This is a genomic window from Candidatus Methylomirabilota bacterium (assembly GCA_035764725.1).
Lineage (GTDB): Bacteria > Methylomirabilota > Methylomirabilia > Rokubacteriales > CSP1-6 > DASRWT01.
Window position 1 is genome coordinate 41,245 of sequence record DASTYT010000051.1, and the last position, 15,451, is coordinate 56,695.

17 protein-coding genes are annotated in these 15,451 nt (G+C 70.2%); 16 read left to right on the forward strand and 1 reads right to left on the reverse strand.

Annotated elements, in window-relative coordinates; genetic code table 11:
* Position 1: 1 nt before the first annotated feature.
* The 9 genes from accC (at position 2) to VFX14_09015 (ending at position 6,790) form a co-directional block, all read left to right on the forward strand.
* Positions 2-1,504, forward strand: a complete 1,503-nt coding sequence (gene accC / locus VFX14_08975) for an acetyl-CoA carboxylase biotin carboxylase subunit (protein HEU5189809.1) — start codon at positions 2-4, stop codon at positions 1,502-1,504.
* The gene (locus VFX14_08980; GenBank protein ID HEU5189810.1) at positions 1,486-1,998 is read left to right on the forward strand and encodes a biotin/lipoyl-containing protein; all 513 of its coding nucleotides are present in this window, start codon (positions 1,486-1,488) and stop codon (positions 1,996-1,998) included. Before accC ends, VFX14_08980 begins: the two co-directional genes overlap by 19 nt.
* 2 nt (positions 1,999-2,000) lie before the next feature.
* On the forward strand, positions 2,001-2,738 hold the full coding sequence (locus VFX14_08985; protein HEU5189811.1) for an amino acid ABC transporter ATP-binding protein: 738 nt from the start codon (positions 2,001-2,003) through the stop codon (positions 2,736-2,738).
* A 24-nt stretch (positions 2,739-2,762) separates the two neighbouring features.
* Positions 2,763-3,629: a transporter substrate-binding domain-containing protein gene (locus tag VFX14_08990; GenBank protein HEU5189812.1), complete on the forward strand. Its 867-nt coding sequence runs from the start codon at positions 2,763-2,765 to the stop codon at positions 3,627-3,629.
* A 135-nt stretch (positions 3,630-3,764) separates the two neighbouring features.
* On the forward strand, positions 3,765-4,490 hold the full coding sequence (locus VFX14_08995; protein HEU5189813.1) for an amino acid ABC transporter permease: 726 nt from the start codon (positions 3,765-3,767) through the stop codon (positions 4,488-4,490).
* Entirely contained in the window at positions 4,487-5,167 is a 681-nt protein-coding gene (locus VFX14_09000; protein HEU5189814.1) for an amino acid ABC transporter permease, read from the forward strand. Before VFX14_08995 ends, VFX14_09000 begins: the two co-directional genes overlap by 4 nt.
* Before the next feature lie 67 nt (positions 5,168-5,234).
* On the forward strand, positions 5,235-5,984 hold the full coding sequence (locus tag VFX14_09005) for an alpha/beta hydrolase (protein HEU5189815.1): 750 nt from the start codon (positions 5,235-5,237) through the stop codon (positions 5,982-5,984).
* A gap of 86 nt (positions 5,985-6,070) precedes the next feature.
* Positions 6,071-6,403 (forward strand): hypothetical protein, encoded by a 333-nt coding sequence (locus VFX14_09010; GenBank protein HEU5189816.1) that lies wholly within the window; start codon positions 6,071-6,073, stop codon positions 6,401-6,403.
* A 9-nt stretch (positions 6,404-6,412) separates the two neighbouring features.
* Complete coding sequence (locus tag VFX14_09015) at positions 6,413-6,790, forward strand: hypothetical protein (GenBank protein ID HEU5189817.1); 378 nt, start codon at positions 6,413-6,415, stop codon at positions 6,788-6,790.
* Positions 6,791-6,800: 10 nt separating this feature from the next.
* On the opposite strand, the gene VFX14_09020 is transcribed toward VFX14_09015, so the two are convergent.
* Positions 6,801-9,059, reverse strand: coding sequence for a xanthine dehydrogenase family protein molybdopterin-binding subunit (locus VFX14_09020; GenBank protein HEU5189818.1), 2,259 nt, complete (start codon positions 9,057-9,059; stop codon positions 6,801-6,803).
* A 158-nt stretch (positions 9,060-9,217) separates the two neighbouring features.
* Between VFX14_09020 and VFX14_09025 the strand changes: the two genes are divergently transcribed.
* The 7 genes from VFX14_09025 to VFX14_09055 all read left to right on the forward strand — a co-directional run bounded on the left by VFX14_09025 (position 9,218) and on the right by VFX14_09055 (position 15,401).
* Positions 9,218-9,631 (forward strand): VOC family protein, encoded by a 414-nt coding sequence (locus VFX14_09025; GenBank protein ID HEU5189819.1) that lies wholly within the window; start codon positions 9,218-9,220, stop codon positions 9,629-9,631.
* A gap of 35 nt (positions 9,632-9,666) precedes the next feature.
* Complete coding sequence (locus VFX14_09030) at positions 9,667-10,902, forward strand: ABC transporter substrate-binding protein (protein HEU5189820.1); 1,236 nt, start codon at positions 9,667-9,669, stop codon at positions 10,900-10,902.
* A 112-nt stretch (positions 10,903-11,014) separates the two neighbouring features.
* Positions 11,015-11,890: a branched-chain amino acid ABC transporter permease gene (locus tag VFX14_09035; protein ID HEU5189821.1), complete on the forward strand. Its 876-nt coding sequence runs from the start codon at positions 11,015-11,017 to the stop codon at positions 11,888-11,890.
* Between the two features lie 25 nt (positions 11,891-11,915).
* On the forward strand, positions 11,916-12,851 hold the full coding sequence (locus VFX14_09040; protein ID HEU5189822.1) for a branched-chain amino acid ABC transporter permease: 936 nt from the start codon (positions 11,916-11,918) through the stop codon (positions 12,849-12,851).
* Position 12,852: 1 nt separating this feature from the next.
* Positions 12,853-13,320 (forward strand): VOC family protein, encoded by a 468-nt coding sequence (locus tag VFX14_09045; protein ID HEU5189823.1) that lies wholly within the window; start codon positions 12,853-12,855, stop codon positions 13,318-13,320.
* A 3-nt stretch (positions 13,321-13,323) separates the two neighbouring features.
* On the forward strand, positions 13,324-14,508 hold the full coding sequence (locus tag VFX14_09050; protein ID HEU5189824.1) for an acyl-CoA dehydrogenase family protein: 1,185 nt from the start codon (positions 13,324-13,326) through the stop codon (positions 14,506-14,508).
* 5 nt (positions 14,509-14,513) lie between these two features.
* Positions 14,514-15,401, forward strand: coding sequence for an NAD(P)-dependent oxidoreductase (locus tag VFX14_09055; protein ID HEU5189825.1), 888 nt, complete (start codon positions 14,514-14,516; stop codon positions 15,399-15,401).
* Positions 15,402-15,451: the final 50 nt, after the last annotated feature.

Sequence of the window (15,451 nt, forward strand, 5' to 3'; positions counted from 1 at the left end):
TGTGATTTCGCCCTTCAAGAAAGTCCTCATCGCCAACCGCGGCGAGATCGCGGTGCGCGTCATCCGGGCCTGCCGCGAGCTCGGCATCGCCACCGTCGCCGTCTACTCGGAGGCGGACCGCGAGTCGCTCCACGTGCTCATGGCCGACGAGGCCGTCGCCATCGGGCCGCCGGCGCCCGCCGAGAGCTACCTGGCGATCGACCGCGTCGTGGCGGCCGCGCGCGCGACGGGCGCCGACGCCGTGCACCCGGGCTACGGTTTCCTCGCCGAGAACGCGGCCTTCGCGGAGGCCTGCGTCGGCGCCGGCCTCGTCTTCATCGGGCCGCCGCCGTCCGCCATCCGCGCCATGGGCGACAAGGTGGCGGCCCGGCGCACGGCGAATCGCCTGGGTGTGCCGGTGGTGCCGGGCACCGAGACGCCCGTCACCGACGACGCGGAAGCCGCGCGTGTCGCCGCCACCGTGGGCTATCCCGTCATGATCAAGGCGGCGATGGGCGGGGGCGGGAAGGGCATGCGCCTCGTGCGCGCCGCCGGCGAGCTCGCGGGCGCCCTCCGCGCCGCCCGCAGCGAGGCGGGCGGCGCCTTCGGCGACTCCTCCGTGTACATCGAGCGCTACGTCGAGGAGCCGCGCCACATCGAGATCCAGGTGCTCGCGGACGCGCACGGCACCGTGCTCCACCTCGGCGAGCGCGAGTGCTCCATCCAGCGGCGGCACCAGAAGCTCGTGGAGGAATCGCCTTCGCCCTTCGTGAGCGCCGAGATGCGCCGGCAGATGGGCGAGGCCGCCTGCCGGCTCGCCGCCGCGGTGGGCTACGTCAACGCCGGGACGGTGGAGTTCCTGGTCGACCGGCAAGGCGCCTTCTACTTCCTCGAGATGAACACGCGGCTCCAGGTCGAGCACCCCGTGACCGAGCTGGTGACCGGACGCGATCTCGTGAAGGAGCAGCTCCGCATCGCCGCCGGCGAGAAGCTCGCCTTCGGCCAGGACGACGTGACGTGGCGGGGCTGGGCCATCGAGTGCCGCATCAACGCGGAGGATCCGCTCGCGGGCTTCGTGCCGTCGCCCGGCCGCATCGCCGGCCTGCGTGTCCCCGGCGGTCCGTGGGTGCGCGACGACTCCGGCGTGTACGCGGGCGCCACCGTGCCCCGCTTTTACGACACGCTCATGGCCAAGCTCATCGTGTGGGGCCCCGATCGCGAGGCCGCCATCGCGCGCATGCGCCGCGCGCTGAGCGAGTACCGCATCACCGGCGTGCGCAGCACCATTCCCGTGCTCGAGCGCATCATGGCCGACGGCGAGTTCGTCGCGGGCCGTCTCCACACCGGCTTCATGGAGCGGCTGCTCGGGGCCGGGATCGGGGGCGGCGCCGGCCGCCGCCGCCTCGCGCTGGTGGCCGCGACGCTCGCCGCCTACGAGCAGGGGGAGCGCCGCGCGCCCGCGCCGCCCTCGACAATGCCGAGCGTCTGGACACAGAGCGGCCGCTCGTGGACCCGCCCGCGATGAAGTTCGAGGCCGAGCTCGACGGCGCGCTGAGCCCCGTGGAGGTGGAGGGCGAGGCCGGACGCTATCGCGTGCGCCTGGACGGCCAGACGCTGGAGGTCGACGCGCGGCGCGTCGGGGAGGGGCTCTGGTCCCTGGTGCTCGGCGGGGAATCCATGGTCGCGGAGATCAGCGACGAGGACGGGGTGTCGGTGGTGCGCGTGGACGGCGAGATCTACCGCATCCGGGTCGAGGAGGAGTCGCGCTACCTCATCCGGACGCGCGGCGGCACCGCCGCCGGCCGTGGCCAGGTCCTCAAGGCCCCGATGCCGGGCCGGGTGGTGCTCATCGAGGTCGCGGTGGGCCAGCGAGTGCAGAAGGGGGACGGCCTTGTAATCCTCGAGGCGATGAAGATGGAGAACGAGTTCCGCGCCTCGGGGGAAGGGACGGTGAAGGAGATCCGCGTCCAGGCCGGTCAAGCCGTGAACCCCGGCGACGTGCTGCTGGTGATCGAGTAGGCATGGCGGCGGCCATCGAGTTCGCGGGCGTCAACAAGTGGTTCGGGCCGCTGCACGTCCTCGCCGACGTCACCCTCGACGTGGCGGCGGGTGAGGTGATCGTGGTCTGCGGCCCGTCCGGCTCGGGCAAGAGCACCCTCATCCGCTGCGTCAACCGCCTCGAGCCCATCCAGGGCGGCGCGATCAAGGTGCACGGCAAGTCCATCACCGCCTCGGACGTCAACCTCTCGCGCCTGCGTGCCGAGGTGGGGATGGTGTTCCAGTCCTTCAACCTGTTCCCGCACATGACGGTGCTCGAGAACGTCACACTGGCCCCCGTGAAGGTGAAGGGGCTCGCGACCGCCGAGGCCGAGAAGATCGCGCGCGGCCTTCTCGAGCGGGTGCACATTCCCGACAAGGCCGACAAGTATCCGGCCAATCTCTCCGGCGGCCAGCAGCAGCGGGTGGCCATCGCGCGCGCCCTTGCGATGCAGCCCCGCATCATGCTGTTCGACGAGCCCACCTCGGCGCTGGACCCCGAGATGATCAACGAGGTGCTCGAGGTCATGACGGATCTCGCGAAGGACGGCATGACCATGATGGTGGTGACGCACGAGATGGGCTTCGCCCGCCGCGTCGCGCACCGCGTGGTCTTCATGGACGCCGGCCGCGTCGTCGAGGTCCAGACTCCCGAGACGTTCTTCGCCGCGCCGCGCTCGGAGCGCGCGAAGGACTTTCTGTCCAAGATCCTGTCCCACTAGCTCCGCCCCGCAAGGAGGCCCTGCATGAAGCGTGTCATTGGATTCATCACCGCCGTCGCCCTGCTCGCCGCCGGGGTCGCCCCGGTGACCGCGCAGCAGCTGACCGGCACCCTCGAGAAGATCAGCCAGTCCGGCGTACTCACCATCGGCACCCGCACCGGCTCGCCGCCCTTCGCGTACGTCAACGCCAAGAACGAGTGGGTCGGCTTCTCCATCGATCTCGTCGAGGAGCTGGTGAAGCCCGCGATCGAGAGGAAGATCGGCAAGCCCATCAAGGTCGAGAAGAAGGAATCCACCCCGCCCACCCGCATTCCCCTCCTCACGTCGAACGCGGTGGATCTCATCGCGGGGACCATGACGGACACGCGGACGCGGCGGGAGAGCGTGGACTTCTCCATCACGTTCTTCGTGACGGGCGCCCAGTTCCTCGTGAAGAAGGGGAGCCCGATCAAGGGCATCCAGAACATCGACGGCAAGCGCATCGCCGCCCAGCAGGGCTCGACGAACGCCCGCATCATCCGCGAGAAGGCGCCCAAGGCGCAGCTCCGCGAGTTCCCCGACCAGCCCGCCGCCTTCCAGGCGCTCCTCCAGGGGCAGGTCGACGCGTACACCAACGACGGCATCCAGCTCGCCGGCCTGAAGTCCAAGGCGCCGAATCCGGCGCAGTGGGACATCGTCGGCGACTTCTTCTCCTACGAGCCCTACGGGATGGCCCTGCGGAAGGGTGACGCCGACTTCCGCGCGGTGGTGAACGCCGGCCTCATGGAGGGGATCGAATCCGGCAAGTACTTCGAGATCTACGACAAGTGGTTCGGCGCCAAGGGCGAATTGCCGTACCCCATGAGCGCCGCTGTCCGGTCCTTCATGATCTACCAGGTCGTCCCGAAATAGAAGGCGTTCGAGCCACGCGACGGGAAGCGGGGTCGGGGCCGGGGGCATGCTCGCGGCGCAATGCTTCACTGAGCGAGCGAGCGTGCCTCCGGTCCCGGCCCCGCGTGCTTTCACGAGCGTGATGGATCAACGGCCGTGAACTATCGATTCGACTGGTCGGTGCTGTGGACGGGGCAGTCCGGCCAGTGGCTGCTCTCCGGGCTCATCACCACGCTCGAGCTGTCGCTCTGCGCGTGGGTGCTGGCGATGGTGCTCGGGATTGTCTCGGGGGCGATGCGCACTGTGCCGTATCGGGCGCTTCGGGGCATCGCGACGTTCTACGTGGAGTTCTTCCGGAACGTCCCGTTGCTGGTGTGGATGTTCTTCTGGTACTTCGCGGTGCCGCCGCTGCTCCCCGAGGTGGTGCGGGAGTGGCTGTTCGGGCACGGGCTCGAGTTCTGGGCGGCGGTGTGCGCGCTGGGCGTGTACAGCGGCGCGCGCTTCTCCGAGGTGCTGCGCTCGGGCATCCAGTCGATCCCGCGCACGCAGCTCGAGGCCTCGGTGGCCTCCGGGCTCACCGTGGTGCAGGCGTATCGTTACGTGATCCTCCCCATCGCGCTGCGGCTCATCATTCCTCCCGGCACGAACGAGTCCCTGAACCTCCTCAAGAACTCCTCGGTCGCGCTGACCATCAGCGTGGCCGAGCTGACCTTCCAGACCCGCCAGATCGAGACCTATACCGCGAAGGCCATCGAGGCTCTCACCGCCGGCACCGTGATCTACCTCGTCCTCTGTCTCTCGCTCTCCGCCCTCATGGGCTGGGTCGAGCGGCGGACCGCGATTCCCGGGCTGATCGCGGGCGGGAGGCGGCGGCGCGCATGAGCCTCGATCTCGGCGTCATCTGGCGGAACCTCGACTTCCTGCTCGTCCAGGGCTTCCTGGGCTTCGGCGCCTTCGTGGGCGGCACGGTACGGCTGGCCATTCCCTCCATCGTCCTGGGTTTCCTCCTCGGCGTCTTCGTCGGGCTGGCCCGCCTGTCGCCGCGCGCCTGGGTCCGCATCCCCGCCACGATCTACGTCGAGTTCTTCCGCGGCGTCCCCCTCGTCATGGTGATCTTCTGGATCTGGTTCATCCTCCCCATCCTGCTCAAGACCAAGATCCCCGAGTTCGGCGTGGCGCTGACCGCCTTCGTGATCTTCGAGGCGGCGTACCTCGGCGAGATCGTGCGCGCGGGCATCCAGTCGGTGGCGCGCGGGCAGGTGGAGGCGGCGACCGCGCTGGGCCTGCGCCCCGGCGGCACCATGCGCTTCGTGGTGCTGCCGCAGGCCCTCAAGAACATGATTCCCTCTCTGGTCACCCAGTTCATCGTGCTGTTCAAGGACACCTCGCTGGCGTCCATCATCGGCTTCATGGACCTGACCAAGGCCGCCCAGGTCGTGAACAATCGCGAGATCCGCCCCTTCGAGCTCTACCTCTTCATTGCCGTCGTCTACTGGATCTGCACCTACTCGATGTCTCGCTACGCCCGCGCGTTGGAGAAGAGGCTCGGCCCTGCCTGAGACCGTCCTGCCCTCCGGCGTCCGGCTGCACTGGCGCGAGGCGGGCGATCCGAGCCGGCCGCCGCTCGTGTGGATCCACGGGGGCTCCGTCGAGGAGTCCTCGGTGATGCTGCCCGACGTGGAGCCCTTCCTCGGCCGGGTGCGGGCGCTCCTCCCGGACACACGCGGCCACGGCCGGTCCAGCAAGTTCGAGCGCCCGGAGGACTACACCTATGCCCGCAAGGCCGAGGATCTCGGCCCCTGGCTGGACGCGCTCGGCGTGGGGCCGGCGGTGTGGGGCGGCGCCTCGATGGGGGCGGCGCTGTCGCTCTGGATGGCCGTTCACGAGCCGGCGCGCGTCCGCGGCGTGATCTCGATCAGCGGCCCCCCCTACGAGCCCCCGCCCGAGGACAAGGCCTGGTGGGCGGCCCACCGGCCCCTGGTCGCGGCGGGACGCTTCGACGAGTACTTCGACGCCAACCTGCGCCTGCGCATGGGCGAGGCGGCCCTCGCGCGGCTCAAGGCACGGCCCGCCCGCTACGCCGAGCTCACCGGCGTGCTCCGGCAGCACTCGGTGGCGTCGCTGCTCGCGCTCCTCGACGAGACCTACTCGCGCGGCGAGTGGCTGGCCGACTGCGCGCGGATCCGATGCCCCGTCCAGATCATCGCGGGCGCGGACGACCGCTTTCCCACCGTGGCGATGTCGGAACGGCTCGCTGACACCATCCCCGGCGCTCGTCTGCACGCGGTCGCGGGCGGGCCGCACTTTCCCAATCGCACCCATCGCGCCGAGGTACAAGGCGTGATGGACGCCTTCTTCCGCTCCCTCGGCATCTAGGGCGCCGCCGCGGCGTCCCCCTGTTCTTGCGACCCCCAGACCCGCGTGCTACGCTCACGCGCCATGTGGACCCGCGAGGGCGCACGATGAGCCGGCTGGCGCGCTGGCAGACCTGGGTGATCGTGGCCGCTGCGCTCGCGGTGCTCCTCGCGGTGGAGGACCTGTTCTTGTTCGAGCGCAATCGTACGCTCCAGGTGCAGGTCGCCAATCGTCAGGCCTTCCTGCAGCGCGCGAGTCAGCTCGAGGTCCTGCACCGCGAGCTCGTGAACGCCATTGCCACGCTGGCCGCGCGCAACAACGACGCCGCCCTTCGCGCGGTCCTCGAGCAGGCGCCCGCGCCGAGCGCGCCGTCCCCAGGGCCGTCCGCGCCGTCGCCCGCGCCGTCCGTCCCCGCGCCCGCCGCGGGCAGCGGGCGCTGAGCGCCACCCATGACCTCCGACGAGCTGCTCCTCGAGACCGAGCCTCCCGCGCCGCGGCCGGCGGCGCCTCCGAGCCCCTGGGCCGCGGTGGTGCTCCTCGTGCTCGCCATGCTGATCTGGTTCGGCTACCAGGCCTGGAATCTCCAGCGCGAGTACCAGAACCTCCAGGGGATCCATGCCGGCCAGGAAGGGCCTCTCGAGCAGGCGCGGCGCCGCCAGGCGCAGCTCGAGACCACCGCGCGCCGGGTCTACGCGCTGTCCCAGCAGGGAAACCCGAGCGCCACCCTGATCGTCCAGGAGCTCGCTCGGCGCGGCGTCAACTTCGCCCCCGGCACACCGCCGACCGCCCCGTCGACGCCCGACGCGCCCGCCACCCCGATGAAATAGCGGCGAACGCTCAGCTCCCTCGCGTCGCCGCCTCGATCGCGGCGCGCACCCGCGCAGGTGTCACCGGCAGGGCGGTGAGGCTCACGCCGAGGCCGCGGAGGGCGTCGCACACCGCATTCGCGATGGCCGCGCCGAGCCCGGGATTGCCGCATTCCCCCACGCCGCGGAGGCCGAGCGGATTCGTGTGCGCGGGGATCTCCTGGTAGAAGGCGTCGATGAGGGGCACGTCGGTCGTGAGCGGCAGCGCGTAGTCGAGCAGGGTGCCGGTGAGGAGCTGGCCGTCGGCATCGTACTCGAGGCTCTCCAGCATGGCGTTGCCGAGGCCGAACGCCGCGCCCCCCGCGAGCTGGGCCTCGATCAGCGCGGGATTCACCGCACGGCCGACGTCGGCGCCCACCACGATCCTGCGCAGCGTGATCTGCCCGGTCTCGGCGTCCACCTCCACGATCACGGCCACGCCGCAGCCGGCATAGGTGAGCTTGGGCACGGTGAACGAGGCGCCGGCGGCGAGGGGTCCGGCGGCCGCCAGCTCGTCGAGGCCCACGCGCCGGCCGCGCGCGGAGCAGGCGCCGGCGGCGTAGACGACCTCCTCCGCGGGCACGCGCAGGACGACGGCGGCGCGCGTGCGAGCCTCTTCCAGCAGCTTGCCCGCCGCCATGTGCGCCGCGTTACCGGCGGTGACAGTGGCGCGCGAGCCATAGGTGCCCACACCGCTCTCCACGGCGGCGGTATCGGGATGGCGAACCACGAAGCGGTCCGCGGGCAGGCCGAGGGCCGAACCCAGGATCTGCGCGAGCGCGGTCTCGAGGCCGGGCCCCATGGACGAGGCGCCGGTGTCCACCGTGAATCGCCCGTCCGGCCGGGCTTCCACGCGCGCGGTCTCGAAGGGGCCGAGCCCCGTCTTTTCCACGTACATGGCGAGCCCGATGCCGAGCTGTTTCGGTGCCGCCGCCTGGACGGCGCGCGCGCCCGCGTAGTCGAGCCGATCGAGCAGCCGCTCGAAGAGGGCGGGGAAGTCGCCGGAGTCGTAGACCGTCTTCACTCCGAACGAGACGGTGCCGCAGTCCCACGGCATCTCGTCCGATCGAACGAGGTTTCTTCGCCGGATGTCGGCGGGATCGAGGCCGAGCCGGGCCGCCGCAGCATCGAGGAGCCGCTCGCGCGCGAAGTTGCACTCCGGGCGGCCGGGCGAGCGGAGCGTGCCCACCGGCGTCTTGTTGGTCACCACACTCCAGAGATCGCAGGCGTAGTCGGGCATGCGGTAGGGGCCGGGCAGGAGGGCCGCGCCAAATTCGGCCGGCACCAGCGCGGCGGTGCGCACGTAGGCGCCGATGTCGGCGCGGATCACGACCCGCACGCCCTGGATGCGCCCGTCCCGGTCGAAACCCATCTCGAGCTCGTAGACGACCTCGCGAGCGTGATTGGCCGCCATCAGGTTCTCGCGCCGCTCTTCGATCCAGCGCACCGGCCGGCCGACGCGCAGGGCCGCGAGCGGGATCAGGATGTCCTCGGGGTAGAGCTCGCCGCGCACACCGAAGCCCCCGCCCACATCCACCTCGGTGAGGCGGAGGGCGCCCGGCGGCAGTCCGAAGATCGGGGCGAGGATGCCGCGATTGATGTGGATGCACTTGGTCGACCCGAGGAGATGCAGCTCGCCGCCGCTCGCCGCGGGCGGTACCGCCACCAGCCCGCGCGTCTCCAGCGCGGCCGCCGTCTGGCGGGGATGCGTGAAGCGCTCGCGGAGCACGAGGTGGGCGCGGGCGAGGGCGCTGTCGGTGTCGCCCACCCGCATCCGGATGAGGGCGACGTTGTTCGAGTCGGTGCCGGCGAAGAGCCGCGGCGCCCCGGGCGCGAGGGCGACGTCCACCGACGCCGCCACGGGCAGGGGCGCGTACTCGACGCCGATCACCTCCAGCGCATCCTCGGCGAGATAGCGGGTGTCGGCCAGCACCACCGCCACCGGCTCGCCGACGTAGCGGACCACCTCGCGCGCGATCGCCGGCTGCAGATAGCGCGTGGCGCCGTCGGGCACCGGCACGCGGTTGGGGATGACGGCGGCGGCGGGCACGTCGGCGGCGGTGAGCACGACGCGGACGCCGGGCAGGGCCAGCGCCCGCCGCGCGTCGACGCTCACGAGCCGTGCATGCGCGTGGCGCGAGCGGAGCACCGCGGCCTCGAGCGCGCCCTCGGGGCGCACGTCCGCCACGAAGCGGCCGCGGCCGGTGAGGAGTGGCTCCGCGCCGAGCCGGGTGAGGGACGCGCCGATCATACGCGGGCGGCCGGAGCGGGGAGGGAGCGGCGCGTCACCGGCGGATCATAGCCCGCGTTCGCCGGCACGATCAACCCCGCGAGCCTTGACAGGTCACGGGCCGTTTGTTACTTGTGTTTCGCCTACATGCCGAGCCTCTCGCCCCGGAGGACCAGCGGATGACCCTCTTCAAGGCTTTCAATCACGTCTCCATTACCGTGACCGATCTCGCGAAGGCCAAGGAGTTCTACGGCGGGCTGCTCGGATTCAAGGAGATTCCGCGGCCGGCGTTCAACTTTCCCGGGGTCTGGTACGGCATCGGAGGGGATCTCTCGCTTCACATCATCGTCAACGAGGCGCTCGTGCGGCCGCCGGTCGAGCGCGCCTCGTTCGAGGGCCGATATCCGCACTTCGCCCTGTGGACGGACGACTGCGACGCGACGGCCGAGCAGCTCACCGCCACCGGCATCCACGTCCATGACCTCGTGTCCACGCCCACCGGGCTCCGCCAGCTCTTCGTGAAAGATCCCGACGGCAACATGCTGGAGTTCATCGGTCCCACCAAGGCGTCGCGCGTACGCCGCATGGAGTAGCGGTTCCCACACCCGCGACACAAAAGGAGACGACGATGAAGTCGATGACCCGCCGCAGCTTCCTGGCCGCCAGCGGTGCCGCCGCCGGCATGGCGGCGACCCAGGGATTCTTCCCCGCCGTACTCCGCGCGCAGAGCGATCCCATCCGGATCGGTTGCCCCCTCCCGCTCACCGGCCCCTTCGCCGCGCTCGCCGCCGACATGCAGCGCGGCGCTCAGCTCGCCCAGGATGAGATCAATGCCAAGGGCGGCGTGATGGGCCGCAAGGTCGAGGTGCTGTTCCGCGACGACCAGCTCAAGCCCGCGGTAGGCGCCCAGCGCACGAAGGAGCTGATCGAGAACGAGAAGGTGCAGTTCGTGGTGGGCGGCCTCGCCGCGCACGTGCAGATGGCCATCAACGAGCAGACCAAGAAGTCCAAGGTGCTGTTCATCTCCACCAGCCAGTCCGACGAGATCAGCGCCAAGCCGGACACCAGCAACATCACCTTCCACGAGGCGCTCAATCCCACGATTACCTCGCGGGTGATGGGCAAGTGGACGTGCGACAACCTCGGCAAGAAGTGGTGGATCATCTACGCCGACTACGCCTGGGGCAAGCAGAACAACCAGGTGCTCACCGACACGCTCAAGGCCAACGGCGGCACCCTGCTCGGCTCCACGCCGTACCCGCTGGGGAGCGCGGAGTTCTCCGCGCATCTCCCGAAGATCCAGGCGGCCAAGCCCGACGTGCTCATGTCGGTGACCCCGGGTGCGGACAACATCGCGTTCCTCAAGCAAGCGCGGAGCTTCGGGATGGACAAGCAGATGAAGCTCGCCCAGCCGCTGCTGTGGATTTCCTATCTCAAGGAGGGTGGCCCCGAGCTCTACCAGGACGTGCACGGCGCGCTCAACTGGTATTGGGAGCTGCAGGAGACGATCCCGACGGCCAGGAAGTTCGTCGAGGCGTCCATGAAGAAGTTCAACATGCCGCCCGGCGACTACGGCGCGTACTCGTACTCCGGCGTCCTGGAAGTCGCGCGCGGGGTGGAGCTGGCCAAGTCCACGGACTCCTTCGCGGTGGCCGACGCCCTGCGGAAGAGTCCCACCTACGACCACTTCAAGGGCAAGCAGTGGTGGCGGGCGTGCGACAACAAGTCCTTCCAGGACATGTGGATCGTGAAGGGGCGCGGCCCCGGTAAGACCAAGGGCGAGTGGGGCCTCGCCGACATCGTGGCTCGCGTGCCGGCCGACGAGAAGTACGATCGCACCTGCGCCGAGAAGGGGTTCGCATGAAGTGGATTGGCGAGGCGCAGCCGAAGGCGAGCCGAGCGGATATGGTAGTGGGTGCCGAGCGGAGCGAGGGCGGCGAGGCGCAGCCGAAGGCGAGCCGAGCGGATACGTAGACATGGATTTGGCCGCCATCCTGCCCCAGGTGTTCACCGGGCTCGTGCTGGGGATGATCTTCGTGCTGCTCGCGATCGGGCTCTCCCTGATCTTCGGGCTCATGACGGTGGTGAACTTCGCCCACGGCTCGCTCTACATGCTGGGCGCGTACTTCACGGTGTTCCTGCTCGCGTACACCCGGAGCTTCTGGGTGGCGCTGGTGGTGGCGCCGATCCTGGTGGGGGTTCTCGGGTTCGCGATCGAGCGGCTGCTCATCCGGCGGCTCTACGGTCGCGGGCCCGACGACCCCCTGCTGCTCACCTTCGGGCTCTCGCTGGTGCTCATCGAGACGGCCAAGCTCATCTGGGGGAAGATCGGGCTCACCCTCGATCCGCCGCGCGCGCTGGCCGGCGCGGTCGACCTCGGCTTCATGGCATTTCCCGTCTATCGCCTCTTCGTCATCGCGGTCACCATCGTCGTGCTCATCGGTCTCTGGGCGTTCGTGAACCGCACCAACGTGGGCCTGATCATCCGTGCCGGCTCGCGCGATCCGCTGATGGTGCGGGCCCTGGGCGTGGATCTCAATCGGATCTGGCTGCTCGTGTTCGGCGTCGGCTGCGGCCTGGCCGGACTCGCGGGCGCCCTTGCCGGCCCCATGCGGGGCGCCTACGCCGACATGGGCGTGACGATGATCATCGAGTCGTTCGTGGTGGTGGTGGTGGGCGGCATGGGCAGCCTGCTGGGCGCGGTGGTGGCGGGCATCATGATGGGGCAGGTGGTGGGCATCACGACCCTCTTCGCCCCCAAGCTCGCCGAGATCATGGTCTTCGTCGTGATGGCGGTGGTCCTGCTGATCCGGCCCAGCGGCATCTTCGGCGAGGCCGGACTCGCGGAGTAGGCCGGTGCGGACTGTCACGAGATGGGTGGCGCGCCACCCGGTCTTCGCCTTCGCCCTCGTCTTCGCGGTCTTTCCGTTCGTCGTCCCCTACAAGGCCCTCGCGGCGCAGGTGCTGATCTTCGGGCTCCTCGCCATGGGCTTCAACCTGCTCTACGGCTACACCGGGCTCCTGTCCTTCGGCCACGCCGCGTACTACGGGCTCGGCGCGTATGGCACCGGGCTCGTCCTCGCCAAGACGAAGCTCGGCTCGCTGTGGCTGGGCGTGCTCGCGGGCCCACTGCTCGCGATGGTCGGGGGCGCCCTGATCGGCTTCTTCTGCCTGCGCCGGCGCGGCATCTACTTCGCCATGCTCACACTGGCCTTCGCGCAGCTGCTCTACTTCGTAGCCTTCCACCTCGCCGATCTCACCGGCGGCGATGACGGGCTGCGCGGCATCCCTCAGCTGCCGCTCCGGCTCCTCGGGTGGACGATTCCATTGGAATCGACCCTTGCCTTCTATTACTTCGCCTACGTGCTGGTAGTGCTGGCGGTGGCCGCGCTCAAGCGCATCCTCGACTCGCCCTTCGGCACCGTGCTCCAGGCCATTCGCGAGAATCCCGATCGCGCCGCCGCCTGCGGCTACGACGTGAACCGCATCAAGCATCTCTCGTTCGTGTTCTCGGCGACCTTCGCGGGGCTCGCGGGCGGGCTTGACGCGCTCCGCCTCGCGGTGGTGCCGGTCGAGTCGCTGTACTGGACCACCTCGGGCCAGGTGGTCATCATGACGCTCTTGGGCGGGGCGGGGACGTTCTTCGGGCCCTTCGTGGGCGCGGGCACTTACCTCGTGCTGGAAGACCGCCTGAGCGTCTTCACCGAGTCGTGGCCCCTCGTCATCGGCCTCATCTTCATGGCGTTCGTCCTGTTCCTGCCCAAGGGCATCTGGGGCACGCTGGTCGGACGCCTTCCCATTGGGAGGATCTGACATGGCGATCAAGGTGCTCGAGCTCCACCATCACGGCATTCGCGTCCGCCCGGAGAAGGCCGATGAGGTGAAGGCGTTCTACGAGGACGTGCTGGGTCTCAGCGCCGATCCGGGCCGGCCGAACATTCCCGGCATCCCCGGCTACTGGATGGACTGCGGCAACGACACGCAGATCCACATCATGGGCTGCGAGGGGATGTCACGCTACGCCCAGGGCAGCCCCGACAAGGATCCCACGCGCCTGCACGTCGCCCTCGCCATCCCCGACATCCAGGAGGCCAAGAAGGAGCTGGACCGGCTGGGCGTGAAGTACTGGACCATCAAGTCGGTGGTGGGCCCGGAGCTGGAGCAGATCTTCATGGACGACCCCAACGGCAACCTGGTCGAGCTCCATCAGATCGGCACCTGCCGATGCAAACAGTCGTCGCGCCCGTATCGAGTGACGCCGCCGGCCAGCATGGCCGGCTAGGTCATGGCGGTTTCGGACAGCCAGACGGCCTACGTCGAGCGCATCGACGAGGTCACGCGGACGCGCATCGCGCCGCGGGCGGCCGCGTACGACCGCGAGGGCAAGAACCCCGTCGAGAGCTGGCGGGATCTCTGGCGGGCGGGTTTCCTCGCCGCCGCCGTGCCCGCCGCCTACGGCGGGCGCGGGCTCGACATGGGGACCTACATCGCCTGCCTCCGCGCCATCGCGCGCGGCTGCGCCAATACCGCCATGACCGTGCACATGCACTCCACGGTCATGCGCTTCATCGACGCCCTCTGCACCGACGCACAGAAGCGCCGGTACTACGCGGAGGTGGTGGACCACGGCAAGCTCTTCGGCTCCTGGGGTAGCGAGCCGGCGGTGAGCCTCTCGCGCACGTTCCAGATCGAGACGGTGGTGCGCCGCCGCGACGGCGGCTACGTGGTGGATGGTCTCAAGCACTTCTGCACCATGGCGCTCGGCGCCTCCTACTACATGGTCTGGTGCGCGCTCGACGGCGAGGCCGACATGTCGAAGGCGCTGATCCAGGTGCTGGTCCCGGCGGACAGCCCGGGCATCCACACCGACGGCAAGTGGGACACCCTCGGCATGCGGGCGACCTTCAGCCCGAGCGTGGAGCTCCGCGACGTGCGGGTGACGCCGGAGGCCCTCATGGGCGAGCCGGGCAATGCGCTCAAGGTCGGCGTCGTCGAGAGCTTTGCGTTGGGCTATGCCGCGGTGTACGTGGCGCTGGCCGAGGCGGCGCTCGCCTTCGCCATCGAGGCGGTGAAGAAGCGAGTGGTCAAGCCGGAGAACATCCCAGTGGCCCACGATCCCGCGGTCCAGCGTCACATCGGGGAGTTGGAGGCGCGTCTCCACGCGGTGCTGCTGGTGCTCGGGGATGCCGCTGCTCGCTGGGACAAAGCCGACATGCTCCAGCGGGGGCTCCTCGCCAATCGCGCCAAGCTCCTCGCGACCGAGGTGGGGCTGGCCGTGACCGGCCACGCCATCCAGACCGTGGGCGGCCGGGCCGCCTACAAGGAATTTCCGGTGGAGCGCGCCTTCCGCGATCTCCGCACCGCGACCCTCATGCCGCCCACCATGGACCGGATGATGGAGGCCATCGGCAAGGCCGCGCTCGGCCTCGAGGCGGCGATGTTCCGCGTGGGCGGCGCGCCGAGCGCCTGAGCGGCATGGGCGCAGTCGGCTTCGTGGGCCTCGGCGCCATGGGCACACCCATGGCGAGGCGTCTCCTCGCCGCCGGGCACACCGTGACCGGGTACAACCGCACGCGGGCCAAGGCGGAGGCGCTGGTCCCGCTGGGCCTGCGCGTGGCCGGCTCCCCGCGCGAGGCCGCCGCGGCGGGCGACGCGGTGCTCAGCATGGTGACGGACTCGGAGGCCCTGCGCCGCATCGCCGAAGGCCCCGACGGCATCCTCGCCGGGCTCAAGCCGGGCGCGGTGTGGGCGGACATGAGCACGGTGAGCCCCGCCGTGTCGCGCGCGATGGGCGCGGAGGTGGCCGCGCGCGGCGCCGCGTTCCTCGACGCGCCGGTCTCGGGCAGCGCCGTCACCGTGGAGCAGGGGAAGCTCGCCTACCTCGTGGGCGGCGACACCGCCGCACTGGAGCGAGTGCGCCCCTATCTCCTCGCCATCGGCGCCACCATCACCCACATGGGCGCGCTGGGCATGGCGGTCACCATGAAGGTCGCGCTCAATCTCGGCATCGGCGTGCAGCTCACCGCCTACGCCGAGACGGTGCTCCTCGCCGAGAAGGCGGGCATCAGCCGCGAGCGCGCCGTGGAGGCCTTCGCCCGGAGCGTGCTCGCCTCGCCGATGCTTCAGTACCGGAGCACGTTCGTGCTCGCCTCGCCCGCCGAGCCCCTGTTCGACTGCGTGATGATGCAGAAGGATCTCGGCCTCGCGCTGGAGCTGGGGCACGCGGCGGGCGTGCCGCTGCCCACCACCGCCATCGTCCACGAGCTGCTGACGGCTGCGCGGGCGCTCGGGCTCGGTGACCGCGACTGCGCGGCGGTGTTCGACGTGCTCGCGCGTCTCTCCGGCCAGCCGGGAAGCGTGTAGTGCAGCGGCGTGTAGGACGCCGCCCTCGCTTCGCTCGGGAACCCATCATG

Coding starts and splice junctions, on each gene's coding strand:
- VFX14_08985 (HEU5189811.1), top strand. CDS start 2,001: ATGGCGGCGGCCATCGAGTTCGCGGGCGTCAACAAGTGGTTCGGGCCG.
- VFX14_08990 (HEU5189812.1), top strand. CDS start 2,763: ATGAAGCGTGTCATTGGATTCATCACCGCCGTCGCCCTGCTCGCCGCC.
- VFX14_09000 (HEU5189814.1), top strand. CDS start 4,487: ATGAGCCTCGATCTCGGCGTCATCTGGCGGAACCTCGACTTCCTGCTC.
- VFX14_09010 (HEU5189816.1), top strand. CDS start 6,071: ATGAGCCGGCTGGCGCGCTGGCAGACCTGGGTGATCGTGGCCGCTGCG.
- VFX14_09015 (HEU5189817.1), top strand. CDS start 6,413: ATGACCTCCGACGAGCTGCTCCTCGAGACCGAGCCTCCCGCGCCGCGG.
- VFX14_09020 (HEU5189818.1), bottom strand. CDS start 9,059: ATGATCGGCGCGTCCCTCACCCGGCTCGGCGCGGAGCCACTCCTCACC.
- VFX14_09025 (HEU5189819.1), top strand. CDS start 9,218: ATGACCCTCTTCAAGGCTTTCAATCACGTCTCCATTACCGTGACCGAT.
- VFX14_09030 (HEU5189820.1), top strand. CDS start 9,667: ATGAAGTCGATGACCCGCCGCAGCTTCCTGGCCGCCAGCGGTGCCGCC.
- VFX14_09035 (HEU5189821.1), top strand. CDS start 11,015: ATGGATTTGGCCGCCATCCTGCCCCAGGTGTTCACCGGGCTCGTGCTG.
- VFX14_09045 (HEU5189823.1), top strand. CDS start 12,853: ATGGCGATCAAGGTGCTCGAGCTCCACCATCACGGCATTCGCGTCCGC.
- VFX14_09050 (HEU5189824.1), top strand. CDS start 13,324: ATGGCGGTTTCGGACAGCCAGACGGCCTACGTCGAGCGCATCGACGAG.
- VFX14_09055 (HEU5189825.1), top strand. CDS start 14,514: ATGGGCGCAGTCGGCTTCGTGGGCCTCGGCGCCATGGGCACACCCATG.